This is a genomic window from Aeromonas sp. FDAARGOS 1404, assembly GCF_019047085.1.
Lineage (GTDB): Bacteria > Pseudomonadota > Gammaproteobacteria > Enterobacterales > Aeromonadaceae > Aeromonas > Aeromonas veronii.
In genome coordinates this window covers 1904979-1919817 of the sequence record NZ_CP077237.1, presented here as the reverse complement: position 1 = coordinate 1919817, position 14839 = coordinate 1904979, and the positions used below count along the sequence as shown (strand labels likewise).

The following is a 14839-nucleotide window of genomic DNA, read 5'->3' as shown; positions in this document are numbered from 1 at the left end:
CCATGTTGAGTAAACTGATGGGCTGGATCGATTATCGATTTCCGCTCACGGCCATGTACAACGACCACATGGCCAAGTATCCGGCACCGAAGAATCTGAACTTCTGGTACTTCTTCGGCTCGCTGGCCATGCTGGTGCTGGTTAACCAGATCATCACCGGTATCTGGCTGACCATGAACTACAACCCCTCCGCGGAAGGTGCGTTTGCCTCCGTGGAGTACATCATGCGCGATGTGGAGTACGGCTGGCTGCTGCGTTACATGCACTCAACCGGCGCGTCTGCATTCTTCATCGTGGTCTACATGCACATGTTCCGCGGCATGATCTATGGCTCTTATCAGAAGCCTCGTGAACTGCTGTGGATCTTCGGCATGCTGATCTTCCTGGTGCTGATGGCGGAAGCCTTTATGGGCTACTTGTTGCCCTGGGGCCAGATGTCATTCTGGGGTGCCCAGGTCATCATCTCGCTGTTTGGCGCCATTCCGGTCATCGGTGACGATCTGACCTTGTGGATCCGCGGTGACTACGTGATCTCCGGTGCGACCCTGAACCGCTTCTTCGCGCTGCACGTCATCGCGTTGCCGCTGGTGCTGGTGATGCTGGTTGCCATGCATATTCTGGCGCTGCACGAAGTGGGTTCCAACAACCCGGATGGTATCGACATCAAGAAGCACAAGGACGAGAACGGCTGGCCGCTGGATGCGGTGGCGTTTCACCCTTATTTCACCGTCAAGGACATGATCGGTGTGGCGGGCTTCCTGTTCTTCTTCTGCGCCATTATTTTCTTCAAGCCGGATATGTGGGGTTACTTCCTCGAGAAGCCGAACTTTGAAGTGGCCAACGGCCTGAAGACTCCTGCTCACATCGCGCCTGTGTGGTACTTCACCCCCTTCTACGCGATTCTGCGTGCGGTACCTGACAAGCTGCTTGGCGTCATCATGATGGGCCTCTCTATTGTGGTGTTGTTCCTGCTGCCTTGGCTGGATCGCTGCAAGGTGCGTTCTGTTCGCTATCGCAGCAAGCTACACAAGCTTAACATCGCCCAGTTCGTGGTCTGCTTTATCATCCTGGGGGTGCTGGGTGTACTGCCGTCGACGCCGACCCTGACGCTGGTTGCCCAGATTTGTACCTTGGGTTATTTCGGTTTCTTCGTGCTGTTGTTCTTCTACAGCAAAAACGAACGCACCAAGCCGCTGCCGGAGAGGGTTACATTTAAATGAAAAAAATAATATTTGCAGTGCTGACCCTGCTGCCATCACTGGTGTTTGCCAATGCTGGGGCCGTGCATCTGGACAAAGCCAATTATGATCTGAGCGACAAGGCATCCCTGCAACGTGGAGCTGCCACCTTCATGAACTATTGTGCAGGCTGCCACTCTACCCAGTATCAACGCTACAACCGGGTTGCTGCCGATCTGGAGATCCCCGAGGAGCTGATGAAGGAGAGCCTCATCTTCACTGGCGCCAAAGTGGGTGATCTGATGAAGAGCGCCATGTCCGAGAAGGATGCCGCCAAGTGGTTTGGTGCTCCCCCTCCGGATCTGACTCTGGTTGCCCGGGTACGTGGTGCGGACTGGATTTACACCTATCTGCGTTCTTTTTACGTGGATCCGACTCGTCCGTTTGGGGTGAATAATGTGGTGTTCCCGTCTGTGGGCATGCCTCATGTGTTGGAACCGTTGCAGGGAACCCCCCGTGCCGAGTTCGTCACTCACACGGTCGATGGAGTCGAGACCCAGCAGGTTGTCAGCATCAAATCTGACGGTAATGGTGAAATGGATGACGAAGAGTATGATCAGACGGTACTGGATCTGGTAAACTTCTTGGTCTACTCGGCTGAACCGGTACAACAGGAGCGTGAACGCATGGGCTTCTGGGTGCTTGGTTTCATCGTGATCTTCTTCATCTTCACTGTGCTGTTGAAGAAGGAATTCTGGCGCGACGTTCACTAAGCGACCAGATACGGGTAATATAATGCACGGCAATGAAGACCAAGATGCTTCATTGCCGTTTCTGCTTTTTAATGACGGGAGGGTTCAATGGCTGTAGCTGCCAATAAGCGTTCGGTAATGACGCTGTTTTCCGGTGCCAACGATATGTTCAGCCATCAGGTGCGTATTGTCCTGGCGGAGAAGGGTGTTAGCGTGGATATCTGCCAGGTTGATCCAGCCAATCTGCCGGATGAGCTGGCCGAGCTGAACCCGTACAACTCTGTACCGACCCTGGTTGATCGTGAGCTGGCGCTCTACACCTCGCGCATCATCATGGAGTATCTGGATGAGCGCTTCCCGCATCCGCCCCTGATGCCTGTTTACCCGGTTGCCCGCGGTAACAGCCGTCTGATGATGCACCGCATCGAGCTGGACTGGTACTCCCTGGCCGACAAGATCATGGCCGGTACCGATGCTGAAGCGGCACGCAACGAACTGCGTGACAACCTGCTGGCCATCGCGCCGATCTTCGGTGAAATGCCCTATTTCATGAGCGAAGAGTTCGGTCTGGTGGATTGCTACATGGCACCGCTGCTGTGGCGTCTGCCGAGCCTTGGCATCGACCTGACCGGTCGTGGTGCCAAAGAGCTGAAGGCCTACATGGTTCGTCTGTTCGAGCGTGAGTCCTTCCAGGCTTCCCTGACCGAAGCCGAACGCGAGATCCGTGCTGGCGTATGAGCATGGAACCGACAATGACACCGAGCCGCCCGTACTTGTTACGGGCGTTCTTTGACTGGTTGCTGGACAACGATCTGACCCCTCATCTGGTGGTCAACGTCAACATTCCCCATGTGATGGTGCCGATGCAGTTTGCTCAGGACGGGCAAATTGTACTGAATATCGCACCCCGAGCCGTGATGCAATTTCACATGGATAACGAGGCTATCAGCTTCAGTGCCCGCTTTGGCGGCGTCTCCCAGCAGGTTTACATCCCGATGGCGGCAGTGCTGGCTATCCATGCCCGGGAGAACGGCGTGGGCACCATGTTCCCGCCCGAGCCGGGTTACGATATCTGGCTGGAGCAGGCTGAAGCGCCGGTGGAGCCTGAGCCGGAACCGCCGCGTCCAAGCGGTCGTCCGACCCTGAAGGTGATCAAATAAAAAACGCAGCCGATTGGCTGCGTTTTTTTATGTGCGGTCGAGCTTAGTTCTGGGCGAACTCGAAGGCCTTGATCACGCGCTTCACGCCGGTGACATGGCGGGCGATGTTGACTGCCTGCTCTCCCTCTTGGCGAGTCACCAGACCAATCAGGAACACCTCGCCGTTCTCGGTGACCACCTTGACCTTGGTGCTGTCGAAGTTCTTGGTGCCGAACATATCGGCTTTCACCTTGGAGGTGATCCAGGAGTCATTGCTGCGGGTGGTGAAACTGGCAGGTTGGCCGATGCGCAATTCGTTGTAGACGTGGCGAACCCCTTCGATGCGACTGACAATTTTGCCCGCCTCAATCTTGTAAACGTCAGAAGGTGTCTGGCCGACCAGCAGGACGCGGCCATTGTTGCTGTAGACGCTGATCTTGCTGGCTGCGCTGAGGGGTTTGTTGTCGGCCAGCAGATTGGCCGCTTTCAGCTCTATGGTCTGGTCATCCCACTGCGCGCCCAGGGTTCGGCGATCGCCAGAGGCCTTGGCAGTCCCTGCGGCGCCGCCAACAACCAGGGCTGCGCAGCCTTGCAGCAGCAGGGTGCTAACCAGCAGACCGAGCAGGATAGTGTGCTTTTTCATGGTTTCAATCTTCCTGTTGCGGGAAAAGTGTCTGGTCGATGAGATCACACAGGCAGTGCAGGGTCAACAGGTTCACTTCCAGAATGCGAGGGCGACGGGCGGAGGGAACACGGATCTCCACATCGTTCGGGCCGAGCAGACCAGCCATTTCGCCACCGTCCCCCCCGCTCAGCACCACTATGGTCATGTCACGGGAGAGGGCAGCCTCGGCGGCCTTGATCAGGCTGCGGCTGTGGCCGGAGGTGGTGATGACCACCAGAATGTCGCCAGGCTGGCCCAGCGCGCGGATCTGCTTGGCGTAGACCTCTTCAAAACCGTGATCGGTGGCGATGGCGCTGATGGTCGCCATGTCCGGGGTCAGGGCCATGCCGGGCAGGGAGGGGCGCTGGGTCTCGTAGCAGTTGACCAGTTCGGAGATGAACAGTTGCGCCAGTGCGGCAGAAGGACCGTTGCCGCATGCCAGCACCTTGTGGCCATTGAGCAGGCAGATGGTGATCATCTGGGCTGCAGTATGGATGGCATCCGGCAGCGCCTCGGCGGCGGCTATCTTGGTCTGGATGCTTTCGGTGTAGTTCTCTTTGATGCGGTCAGTCATAGGGTCCTCTTAAAATGCGTTCTGGATCCAGGCTGGCTGGTCGCCCTCGAACGCAATCACATCGAATCGGCAGGCCTGATTGGCCTCGTTGATGGCATGTTGCTTCAAATAGTGGCGCGCTGCCAGCATGATCTTGTGCTGTTTGCTGCGGGTGACCGAGCTGGCGGCCCCGCCATGGCTGCCGGTGGCCCGGTAGCGCACCTCAACAAACACCAGGGTCTGGCCCTGGTGCATGATGAGATCTATTTCACCGCCACGACAGCGGTAGTTGCGAGCTACCGGTTGCAGGCCCTGAGCCTGCAACCAGCGTTCAGCGACTTGTTCAAAGTGCTGTCCCTTGCTCGTTGGTGAGGGGAACAGGCTCGGCAACTGCTGGCGCATCCGTTTCCATAGTTCCTTCATTGGAGGGCTCCTCCAGCTGCTGAACGGCGTTCTCGTCGACCAGTTTGCCGTTCTGGTAAGTACCCCAGCTCAGCATCCGCACGATATTACCCTGGGCATCCACGCTCAGCTGACCGCTCATGCCGGCCTGCTGCATGCCACCCACCTTGCGCATCTGCTGCAGGTTCTCTGCCAGACTGACGGCATCGTAGCCCATGGCAAACAGGCGCAACAGGTCACCCTGGGTCTGCGGCCAGAGCAGGGCGATCTGCTCGCGCTGTTTCTCGTAGCCGCCCAGCAGCAGCGGCATATCGGCGATATGCATGCCGTTGAGCTCGGAGGCGACCTCGGTGGCGGCGCTGTCGTAGCCACGGGAGCTGGTGTAGATGGGCAGGCTGCCCATCGGATTGACCGAGACATCCACGTAGGGCTTGATCATCCGGGTTTCCAGGCTGTTGGCCACCACATAAACGGCATCGATGCTGCGTGGTGCGGCATCAGAGAGTTGCACTACCTCGCCAGCACGGGCGGTAGAGCGGCCGCTCAGGGCATTCTTGACCATCCCCTGTACTTCGTTGCGGGCACCGAAGGTGGCAACCACCGGCTTATCCTGGCTCAGGGTGGCCCAGCTCTGCTCGAACGCTTTGATACTGCTGTAACCGATCCGACCCTGGGCGGCGATCAGCAGCGGTTTGCGGTAGCCCTGGGTGTAAAGGTACTGAGCTGCCTGCGCGGCATCTGCGGCGGCAGAGAGGGAGAAGTAGTAGGTGGTGTCGTTGACGACCGGCTTGTCCAGCTCGTTGAGTGCCAGTACCGGCACGGTCGGATTGGCCTTGAGCAGCTCCTCGACCCGGTCTTTCAGCAGCGGGCCTATGATCATGTCAGCCCCTTCCTGAATCGCCTGCTTATAAAGGTCGCTGGTCGACTTGCTCTGGGTGTCGTAGAAGTTCAGGGTGAATTGCCCTTGATTTTCCTTATAAGACATCAACATACCGTTACGGATGGCGGCGCCCTGCGGCTCCAGATTGCCGGAGAGGGGCAGCAGCACAGCGATCTGTTGCACCGAGGTGCTGGCAGTTGCAGCCAGATCGCCCAATCCTGCCGGCATATCTTTCTGGGCTGGATGGTTGGGGAAGTCGCGCTTCCAGCCTGCCAGTTGGCGGGCCAGCAGGTTCGGCTGGGCGCCAAACTCGTTGACCAGTGCCGCCAGTCGCAACCAGCCGGTGGTCACATCAGGGGCTGGTGCTTCTTCCAGTGCCTGCAGGGTGGAGGGGGTCATGCTTTTGAGCAACGACCAGATTTGCTGATGGTTGGTGGCCTGCTCGCTCTGATTGAGGTAGGGCTCCAGTGCAATCAACGACTTGGCTGCGCCAAACTTGTTGTTGATGTCGAGCTGCAGCACGACGCGCTGGCGATACCAATCCTTCTGGGTATCGGCATCCAGCACTACCTCGGGTTTGCCTTCCAGCAGGATCAGCGCCTGATTGGCGTGGCCTTGCGCCAGCAACAGATGGGCTTGCAGCAGTTGCAGCTGTGCCTTCTGAACGGGATCCTTGGCCTGCTTCTGCAATTGCTGGAACAGTGCCGAGGCCGGTTTGGCCTGGCCCAGCGCCAGATAGCTGCGTGCCGCCAGCATCTGCCAGGTAAAAGCCTCGGCCGGCTTGGCCGGATCCACCTGCTCAAGATACCACTGGGCATTCTTGGTCAGATTGGAGAACGCAGAGGGCATGCCTGACTGCCCTGACGGTTGATTGGGCTCCGACGCACAGGCGGCGAGCAGTACTGCCGCGAGTATGATGCCGAAGAGTCGTGATACACTTAGCTGCTTTGTAACCCGGTTCAAGTTCATTCCCCGACCAGTGTTGAAGTTCCCCATAGTGTAAACGGGCCAATATGGCGACACAATTGTCGGGGCACTCGGAGATCCCATGAGTGACATCCCAACCCTGTATATAGTCCCCACTCCGATCGGCAATCTGGCGGACATCACCCAGCGTGCATTGGACATTTTACGCAGTGTCGATCTGGTGGCAGCCGAAGATACCCGTCATACCGGTATTCTGCTCAGCCACTACCAAATCTCGGTGCCGACCTTCGCCCTGCACGATCACAACGAGCAGCAGAAAGCCGATGTGCTGATCGGCCGGATCAAAGAGGGCAAGAGTGTTGCGCTGGTCTCCGATGCCGGCACCCCGCTCATCAGCGACCCCGGTTATCACTTGGTCACCCGCTGTCGTGAAGCCGGGGTCAAGGTGGTGCCGCTGCCCGGTCCCTGTGCTGCCATCACCGCTCTGAGCGCGGCCGGTCTGCCCACCGATCGATTTGCCTTTGAGGGTTTCCTGCCCGCCAAGAGCAAGGGACGTGACGATCGCCTGCAAGCCGTTATTGAAGACACCCGCTCGCTGGTGTTCTACGAATCCCCGCGCCGTGTGCAGGATACAGTGGAAGCGATTGCTCGCATTCTCGGCGAGCGTCAGGTGGTGGTGTGCCGTGAGCTGACCAAGACCTTCGAGTCGATCCATGGTCTGCCAGCCTCTGAAATGCTGACTTGGCTTGGTGAGGATGACAACCGCTGCCGCGGCGAGATTGTGCTGGTCGTGGCTGGTGCCTCCAAAGATGAAGAAGATCTGCCAGCCGAGGCGATCCGTACTCTGGGTCTGCTGGTGACCGAGCTGCCACTGAAAAAAGCGGCTGCCCTGACCGCCGAGATCCACGGCGTGAAAAAGAATGCCCTCTATAAATACGGTCTCGAGCACTATTGAGCCGATGAAATAGGCTGGCAGACTGCTTTTTGACCTGTGCAATCCCCCGAACCGGCGAGCATTCAGCATGTAAACGGGGGCCAAAGCGCGATAAATGGCTGTAAACGGGAATTGCCGGTTTACCCCGTGCGTATCGCAAGGCTATAATCCGCGCCTCGGAGTTGGCTGGGCAATCGCTGCTTCGTCGTTGTGTCCCTCGGGACAGACGGGCGGAGGGGAGGAAAGTCCGGGCTTCACAGGGCAGGGTGCCAGGTAACGCCTGGGGGGCGTGAGCCTACGACCAGTGCAACAGAGAGCAGACCGCCGATGGCCCGCAAGGGATCAGGTAAGGGTGAAAGGGTGCGGTAAGAGCGCACCGCGCGACTGGTAACAGTTCGTGGCACGGTAAACTCCACCCGAAGCAAGACCAAATAGGCCCCTATTGGCGCGGCCCGCGTTGGGGGCGGGTAGGTTGCTTGAGCCAGCGAGCGATTGCTGGCCTAGAGGAATGATTGCTACCCGGGGCAACCCGGTACAGAACCCGGCTTACAGGCCGACTCCGACCTCATTCCGCGTGAACCGTCACGCTAAAATCCCGGTGCCTAACGGCACCGGGATTTTTATTATTCACGCCGAGATGCACTGCATGGCGGCTTTCTGGAATTTGTAATAAAGTTCTCACCCTTTTTGGTCGATATACGTCGGCTGGACTGTCTGTATCTATCACACTGCTGGCCTGATGAGCGACCCTGTGGCAGTAAGGCGAGATGAAATGGTTAAGGTGGATTATTAATGTCATCAAGCAGCGCAATGCTCACACCTTCCCGACTGCTTAGCGCAGAACGGGGCAGAACCCTGCCTCATTATGATCTGTTGGGTGTCGAGCGGTTAAACCACGCCCGTTTGAAGCAGGTCAATGGCCAGTTGAGCACATTTTCCCTGCAAGCTGCGAGTTGTATGGCCCAGCTGTTCAATAGTGCGGAGTGCGAACTGAATTATGGCGAGTTCGCCTTTTCCGGTCCGGCAGAGATAGATGACGCTCATATCTGGGTCGAAGCGAGAAGTCCGCTTGAACCACAGCGCGCCGTCTATTTCTCGATCGCACCTCTGGTCATCTATCGTCTTGCGGTCCTCTTTTTCGGCGGCACCTTGCAGCAAAAAGAGGAGCATGTTCAGTCTGGCAAAGGGCTGACTGATACCGAACAGCGGCTGTTATTGCGGCTTTGCCAGTATCAGGTTGATATCTGGTGTGCTTGTCTGGGGTTGGGGGATCTGAAGTGGCAGTTGCATGTCGTGCCACGTGATTCCATCGCCCACCGTCAGCTCTGGACCACGCAGGCAACCCTGCAGGCAGGTAATTGCACTCATCACTGGCAGATGTGGTTGCTTCCCCCCGAGGAGTCCATTTCTCAGGTCAGTCATTCCCTGCCGGAAGGTCAGCTGGAACAGGCTCTGACTCATGTCCCGGTTCGTCTGCGGGTGGTGATGGGCCAATTGTCCATGACGCTGGCAGATCTTGAGTGTCTCAAGGTGGGTGATGTGCTGTCACTGGATTTGCCTGAGGTGGTGCCAGCGCTGATTGGCAGCCGTCCCTGCTTCAGTGGACGAATCGCAGAACACAAAGGCAGCCTGGTCTATCAGGTTGCGACGGTTGTAGAGGAGTAAATTGAATCATGAGCGAGCACAATATGAATGATCCGCTGGATCTGGATGGACTGGATCAACTGTTTGGTGACGACATCAGTATGCCTAGCGCTGCAGACTACTTGGCCCCCACCAGTAGCAGCAAACAACGGGATCTCTCCTTCTTTCGCCAGATCCCGGTCAAGGTGACGCTGGAAGTGGCCAGTACCGAAGTGCCGCTCGGCGATTTGATGCGCGTCGAGGAGGGGGCTGTCATTGAGCTGGACAAGCTGGCGGGCGAACCGCTGGATGTGCGGGTGAATGGCCGTCTGCTTGCCAAGGGCGAAGTCGTCGTTGTGAATGGCAAATATGGTTTGCGCCTGGTTGATGTCATCGATACCAACCTGCTGGGTGGCATGGACGACTGATGCGCTATCTGCTGCTGACGCTGCTGTTATTTTCGCTGCCCGGCTGGGGGGCGGACATGACCCTGTTCTCGGTATCGCCAGGCGCTTCAGGGGGCGAGGACTACAACATCAAGTTGCAGATCCTCTTCTTCATGACCCTGCTGGGTCTGCTTCCGACCTTGTTACTGATGATGACCAGTTTTACCCGGATCATCATCGTGCTGGCCATATTGAGACAGGCACTTGGTCTGCAGCAGAGCCCTCCCAACCGGGTGCTGATCGGCATCAGTCTGATCCTGACTGTGGTGATTATGCGTCCGGTCTGGACGGACATGTATCAGAATGCCTTTGTCCCTTATGACCAGAATGAAATAACCCTGTCAGAGGGGATCGCCAAGGCAGAAAAACCCTTGCGTAAATTCATGCTGGCCCAGACCCGTGAGCCGGATCTGGAGCAGATGCTGCGCATCTCTGGCGAACCAACAACGGTCGCCAAAGAGGATGTGCCTTTCGGGGTGCTGTTGCCCGCGTTTGTATTGAGTGAGTTGAATACCGCATTTCAGATTGGCTTTATGCTGTTTATCCCCTTTCTGGTGATCGATTTGGTGGTCGCCAGCGTCTTGATGGCGATGGGGATGATGATGCTCTCACCGCTGATCATCTCGTTACCCTTCAAACTGATGGTGTTTGTGCTGGTCGATGGCTGGTCGATGACCGTCGGCACGCTGGCCGCCAGCTTTGGTGGGGGAGGCTGATATGACCCCTGAGCAGAGCGTTGCCCTGGTTGGTGGCGCGGTCAATCTGGTGGTGACCATGGTCTCGGTGCTGATTGTACCGGGCCTGATCGTAGGTTTGGTGGTCAGTATTTTTCAGGCGGCCACCCAGATCCAGGAGCAGACGCTCAGTTTTCTTCCCCGTTTTATCGTGACTCTGATGACCCTTATCTTTACGGGTAACTGGCTGTTGTCGCAGATAACCACCTTGTTCCAGGATCTTTTTCTTAAAATTCCCGGGTTTATCGGATGAATTCGCTGCTGTCCCTCAGTGCTGCTGACCTGACCGCATGGTTGGGACAGTGGTGGTGGCCGTTTATCCGGATCGGTATGGCATTCTGGGTGATGCCGGTCTTTGGGGATACCCGGGTGCCTGCGCAAGTTCGCCTGATGCTGGCGTTTATTATCAGCCTGCTGCTCGCCCCCATGATGAAGGATATGCCGGTTGTCGATCCTTTCAGTGCCGGTGCGCTGGTCCTGGCGGTGGAGCAGCTGCTGTTTGGTTTGCTGTTTGGTCTGTGTGTCCAGCTGCTCTATATGGTGATGACCACTGCGGGGCAGATCCTCTCCATGCAGATGGGGCTCGCGATGGCGGTGATGAATGATCCGGTCAACGGGGATTCTGCCCCCATCATCAGTCAGGTCATGATGGTGTTTTGCGCCTTGCTCTTTCTGGGGCTGAATGGCCACTTGGTGGTACTGGATATTCTGGCGCAGAGCCTGCGTAGCTGGCCGCCGGGTTCATCTCTGGATCTGATCGATATGAAAGGTGTGATCGGGTTGTTTGGCTGGTCTATCGGTGCCGCCCTGTTGCTGACGTTGCCTGCCGTTGTCGCCATGTTGATGGTTAACCTGACCTTCGGGGTGATGAACCGGACCGCCCCTTCGCTCAATATCTTCTCTCTCGGTTTTCCCATGACCCTGTTGCTCGGGTTGCTCACCATGGCGCTCTCCATCAGTGGTGTGCCCTCCCGTTATCTGGATTTGGTTACCCATGTGCTTGAACAGCTGCGAGGCTTGACCCCGGCATGAGTCAGAACAGCGCACAGGACAAAACCGAAGAGGCCTCCAGCCAGAAACGCCAGAAAGCGAGAGATGAGGGGCAGATCGCCCGCTCAAAAGAGCTCAGTTCTGCCGGTTTGCTGCTGCTTGGCGGATTGGTGATGCAGTGGATGGTGCCGGGGTTTGGCCAGTTCTTTGCCGAGTTGATGAAGCGCCCGCAGCGTTTTGACTGGCAAGGTGCCCGAGACCCGCAGATGATGATCCATTGGTTGGGTGAAGCGCTCATAAACATGCTGTGGGTGCTGCTGCCCCTGTTTGGTTTTCTGGCTCTGATGCTGGTGTTGCTCAGCATAGTGCCGGGCGGTATGGCGTTGACCTGGAAAAAGCTGCTACCCAGTGGCGAGAAGATGAACCCTTTGAAGGGGCTGGGGCGCATGTTCTCCAAGAACAGCCTGATGGAGTTGCTGAAGTCACTGCTCAAGGTGACGCTGATCGGCGGCACGCTGGCGTTGATGTTAAATCATCAATGGCCTTCCTTGTTGATGATGAACCGGATGCCCCCTCAGGCGGCCCTCGAGCAGGCGCTACGGATCCTCTCCCAGGCATTTATTCTGCTGGGGAGTGTACAGATGCTGATTGCCGTGCTGGATGTGCCCTATCAGCGCTGGTCGCTCAACAAGCAGCTCAGGATGACCAAACAAGAGGTCAAGGATGAGCACAAGAACAGCGAAGGGCGTCCCGAGATCAAGGCCAAAATCCGCCAGGTACAGGGAATGCTTGCCCGCGCGCGTATCGAACAGCGGGTACCGCAGGCAGATGTGATTATCGTTAACCCGACCCATTATGCGGTGGCAATAAAATATGATGCGACTCGTGCCAATGCCCCTTTCGTGATTGCCAAAGGGGTCGACAGTATGGCCGAGCGTATCCGTCAGGTTGCCAAGCAGCATGACAAGATGGTGATGAGCTTGCCTGAGTTGACGCGAGCCATCTATCACTCGACTAGGGTGGATCAGGAAGTCCCCGCAGGGCTGTACACGGCAGTTGCCTATGTATTGAACCATGTATTGCAGTTAAGGGCGTATGAGGCAGGCAAGGGGAGGAAACCGACCCCTCTTGCCCCGTTATATGTACCGCCCGAGTTACGTCAACCTGAGAGGTAAGTTGTGAACTGGCGTGTATTCACCCAATCCTATACCGCAATTCCGCTGATGTTATTGGCCATTCTGGCCATGATGATCCTGCCTCTGCCCGGTTGGCTGCTGGATGCGCTCTTTACCTTCAACATCGTGTTGGCGGTTCTGGTGTTGCTGGTATCCGTCTCGGCCCGCAGACCACTAGATTTCTCGGTATTCCCAACCGTGTTGCTGGTGGCCACCTTGATGCGGTTGTCGCTGAACGTGGCCTCTACCCGGGTGGTGTTGCTGCACGGTCATGAAGGGCATGAAGCGGCCGGTAAGGTCATCCAGGCATTCGGTGAAGTCGTGATCGGTGGCAACTATGTCGTCGGTCTGGTGGTCTTCGTGATCCTGATGATCATCAACTTTGTGGTGATCACCAAGGGTGGCGAGCGGATTTCGGAAGTATCCGCCCGCTTCACGCTGGATGCCATGCCCGGCAAGCAGATGGCCATCGATGCCGACTTGAATGCCGGCACCATGGATCAGCATCAGGCCAGGGCTCGCCGTGAGGAGATCGCGCGCGAGGCGGACTTCTATGGTGCAATGGATGGTGCTTCCAAGTTCGTTCGTGGTGACGCGATAGCTGGCATGCTGGTGCTGATCATCAACCTGGTGGGTGGGTTGGCCATCGGTATCTTCCAGCATGCCTTGCCAGTTGCCGAAGCCTTCCAGCGCTATGCGCTGCTGACCATTGGTGATGGTCTGGTTGCCCAGATCCCGTCCCTGCTGATGTCGACTGCTGCGGCCATTATCGTGACCCGGGTCAGTGATGAGGGGGAGATGGCTGATCAGGTTGGTCAGCAGATCCTGGCATCGCCTCGCGTTATCTATACCTCTGCAACCATCATGCTGATCCTGGGTCTGGTGCCCGGGATGCCGATGCTCGCATTCCTCAGTTTCGCAGCTGTACTGGCCTGGACTGGCTGGAGTGTCAGCAAACGAGCCGTCAATGTGCCGGATCTGGATGCAGCGCAAGAGCTGACTCGTCAAATGATTCAGCCTGAACAGCAGGCACTGGAGTGGCAGGATTTGCCGCCGGTCGATACGGTCTCCATCGAGCTTGGTTATCGTCTTGTGCCTTTGGCTGAAACGGATAAAGGGGCTGAACTACTTGCCCGGGTGCGCGGGATCCGCAAAACCCTCTCCGAGCAGTACGGTTTTCTGCTCCCCGAGATCCGGGTGCGCGACAATCTGCAGTTGCAGCCGGATCAGTACCGGATCAAGTTGTCCGGTGTCGCGTTGGCGATGGGGAATGTGGATTGCCAGCGCTTGATGGCCATCAGCAGTGGTGAGACTTATGGTGCGCTCGATGGCGAGCTGACCCAGGACCCAGCCTACGGCATGAGTGCGGTCTGGATCTCCCCTGAGCAAAAGGCCAAGGCCCTTAATCTTGGTTACTCGGTGGTGGATTCGGCCACCGTGATTGCCACTCACGCCAGCAAGCTGTTGCGTGAACAACTTGATGCGTTGTTTGGTCACGATGAAGTGGGCAAGCTGGGCCAATACCTCGCCAGTCAGTCCCCCCGGTTGGCTGAAGAGCTCAATCTGGCGCTGACCCAGATGCAGCAATTGAGAGTGTTTCGTCAATTGCTAAAGGAGCAGGTCAGTCTTACCGATATACGAACCGTTGCCACGACGCTGCTGGATGCGAGCGAGCTGACCAAAGACCCTGTCTTGCTGGCATCCGATGTGCGCTGTGCCTTGAAGCGCCAGATTGTACGGCAGGCCATTGGTAATCGCGATGTGCTGGCTACGTTTACGCTGGATGATCGCCTTGAGCAGACATTGCTGGCTGCAATGAATCAGTCACAACAGCAGGGCAAAATCCAGCTGGACAGCTTCCCGGTTGATCCACAACTGCTGGCCCAATTGCAGCAAAATATGCCGTTGGTGAAGGAGCAGTTGCAGCATTTGGGACATGCCCCTGTGTTGGTTGTTATGCCGCAACTGAGACCATTAATAGCCCGTTATGCCCGATCATTTTCAAAGGGACTCAAAGTGCTTTCTTATAACGAAATACCGGAAGAGTTACGTGTGGAAGTAATTGGTACGCTGGGTTGATATGTGCTTAATTAATACCCTAAAGGGAAGTGATTTTTCCGCATTTGGCTTGAATTGCCGTATGAATACTATATTATGTGGCGAAATTTGACGCAGCAATGTGTGCAATATAAATAACAAAAAAGACAATACAATGTGTTACTTCACGGTCAATTGAACATTCTGGCCGTGTCGTCCGGTTCCGGACTATCACATGATAAGGGCAAACTGAACTGAAAAGTCAGGACGCAAAGCCTCCGGTCTAACAGCAGGAAAGCTAATGACAGCGGGGTTACCAAGGTGTATCTGGACATATCCTTGATACCATCTCTAAACAAAATCACGCCGTTTTTGGTGTGATTTTGTACAGCGTCTTTGTGTCTG

Annotated in this window: 16 protein-coding genes, 1 other RNA gene and 1 riboswitch; of the genes, 13 read left to right on the top strand and 4 right to left on the bottom strand. The window is 56.7% G+C overall.

Going from position 1 to position 14839, the window contains the following annotated elements; all coding sequences use genetic code 11:
* Positions 1–2 precede the first annotated feature (2 nt).
* The 4 genes from I6L34_RS08885 to I6L34_RS08870 all read left to right on the top strand — a co-directional run bounded on the left by I6L34_RS08885 (position 3) and on the right by I6L34_RS08870 (position 3090).
* Entirely contained in the window at positions 3–1220 is a 1218-nt protein-coding gene (locus tag I6L34_RS08885; protein ID WP_040068842.1) for a cytochrome bc complex cytochrome b subunit, read from the top strand.
* Complete coding sequence (locus I6L34_RS08880; protein WP_216956617.1) at positions 1217–1951, top strand: cytochrome c1; 735 nt, start codon at positions 1217–1219, stop codon at positions 1949–1951. The genes I6L34_RS08885 and I6L34_RS08880 overlap by 4 nt, the downstream gene beginning before the upstream one ends.
* A gap of 87 nt (positions 1952–2038) precedes the next feature.
* Positions 2039–2668, top strand: coding sequence for a stringent starvation protein SspA (sspA, locus tag I6L34_RS08875; protein WP_005336279.1), 630 nt, complete (start codon positions 2039–2041; stop codon positions 2666–2668).
* Positions 2665–3090 (top strand): ClpXP protease specificity-enhancing factor, encoded by a 426-nt coding sequence (locus I6L34_RS08870; RefSeq protein WP_005336278.1) that lies wholly within the window; start codon positions 2665–2667, stop codon positions 3088–3090. The genes sspA and I6L34_RS08870 overlap by 4 nt, the downstream gene beginning before the upstream one ends.
* Before the next feature lie 43 nt (positions 3091–3133).
* Here I6L34_RS08870 and dolP read toward each other — a convergent pair whose 3' ends face one another.
* From dolP to I6L34_RS08850, 4 genes are read right to left on the bottom strand one after another with little or no spacing between them, the layout of a single operon-like run.
* Positions 3134–3712: a division/outer membrane stress-associated lipid-binding lipoprotein gene (dolP, locus tag I6L34_RS08865; protein ID WP_005336277.1), complete on the bottom strand. Its 579-nt coding sequence runs from the start codon at positions 3710–3712 to the stop codon at positions 3134–3136.
* Between the two features lie 4 nt (positions 3713–3716).
* Positions 3717–4307: an SIS domain-containing protein gene (locus tag I6L34_RS08860; RefSeq protein WP_005336275.1), complete on the bottom strand. Its 591-nt coding sequence runs from the start codon at positions 4305–4307 to the stop codon at positions 3717–3719.
* 9 nt (positions 4308–4316) lie between these two features.
* The gene (locus tag I6L34_RS08855) at positions 4317–4688 is read right to left on the bottom strand and encodes a YraN family protein (protein WP_005341723.1); all 372 of its coding nucleotides are present in this window, start codon (positions 4686–4688) and stop codon (positions 4317–4319) included.
* Entirely contained in the window at positions 4630–6417 is a 1788-nt protein-coding gene (locus I6L34_RS08850) for a penicillin-binding protein activator (RefSeq protein WP_254202949.1), read from the bottom strand. Before I6L34_RS08850 ends, I6L34_RS08855 begins: the two co-directional genes overlap by 59 nt.
* A 199-nt stretch (positions 6418–6616) precedes the next feature.
* Here I6L34_RS08850 and rsmI point away from each other — a divergent pair, with 199 nt between their 5' ends.
* The 9 genes from rsmI to lfhA all read left to right on the top strand — a co-directional run bounded on the left by rsmI (position 6617) and on the right by lfhA (position 14476).
* Entirely contained in the window at positions 6617–7450 is an 834-nt protein-coding gene (gene rsmI / locus I6L34_RS08845; RefSeq protein WP_019444830.1) for a 16S rRNA (cytidine(1402)-2'-O)-methyltransferase, read from the top strand.
* 157 nt (positions 7451–7607) lie between these two features.
* Positions 7608–7994: RNase P RNA component class A (gene rnpB / locus I6L34_RS08840), an RNA gene on the top strand.
* Between the two features lie 227 nt (positions 7995–8221).
* The gene (lfiM, locus tag I6L34_RS08835) at positions 8222–9094 is read left to right on the top strand and encodes a lateral flagellar motor switch protein LfiM (protein WP_181497028.1); all 873 of its coding nucleotides are present in this window, start codon (positions 8222–8224) and stop codon (positions 9092–9094) included.
* 8 nt (positions 9095–9102) lie between these two features.
* Positions 9103–9480: a lateral flagellar motor switch protein LfiN gene (lfiN, locus tag I6L34_RS08830; RefSeq protein ID WP_019444828.1), complete on the top strand. Its 378-nt coding sequence runs from the start codon at positions 9103–9105 to the stop codon at positions 9478–9480.
* Positions 9480–10214, top strand: coding sequence for a flagellar type III secretion system pore protein FliP (fliP, locus tag I6L34_RS08825; protein WP_005336248.1), 735 nt, complete (start codon positions 9480–9482; stop codon positions 10212–10214). Before lfiN ends, fliP begins: the two co-directional genes overlap by 1 nt.
* A 1-nt stretch (position 10215) precedes the next feature.
* On the top strand, positions 10216–10485 hold the full coding sequence (gene fliQ, locus I6L34_RS08820; protein WP_005336246.1) for a flagellar biosynthesis protein FliQ: 270 nt from the start codon (positions 10216–10218) through the stop codon (positions 10483–10485).
* Positions 10482–11264 carry a lateral flagellar biosynthetic protein LfiR gene (gene lfiR / locus I6L34_RS08815; RefSeq protein ID WP_058057532.1) on the top strand — a complete coding sequence of 261 codons (783 nt, stop codon included), beginning with the start codon at positions 10482–10484 and terminating at the stop codon, positions 11262–11264. Before fliQ ends, lfiR begins: the two co-directional genes overlap by 4 nt.
* A complete protein-coding gene (gene flhB, locus I6L34_RS08810; protein ID WP_019444827.1) occupies positions 11261–12397 on the top strand; it encodes a flagellar biosynthesis protein FlhB in 1137 nt (378 codons plus the stop codon). Before lfiR ends, flhB begins: the two co-directional genes overlap by 4 nt.
* A 3-nt stretch (positions 12398–12400) precedes the next feature.
* Positions 12401–14476, top strand: a complete 2076-nt coding sequence (lfhA, locus tag I6L34_RS08805) for a lateral flagellar biosynthesis protein LfhA (RefSeq protein WP_058058627.1) — start codon at positions 12401–12403, stop codon at positions 14474–14476.
* A gap of 191 nt (positions 14477–14667) precedes the next feature.
* A riboswitch (cyclic di-GMP riboswitch) is annotated at positions 14668–14755 on the top strand.
* The last annotated feature ends 84 nt before the right edge of the window (positions 14756–14839 follow it).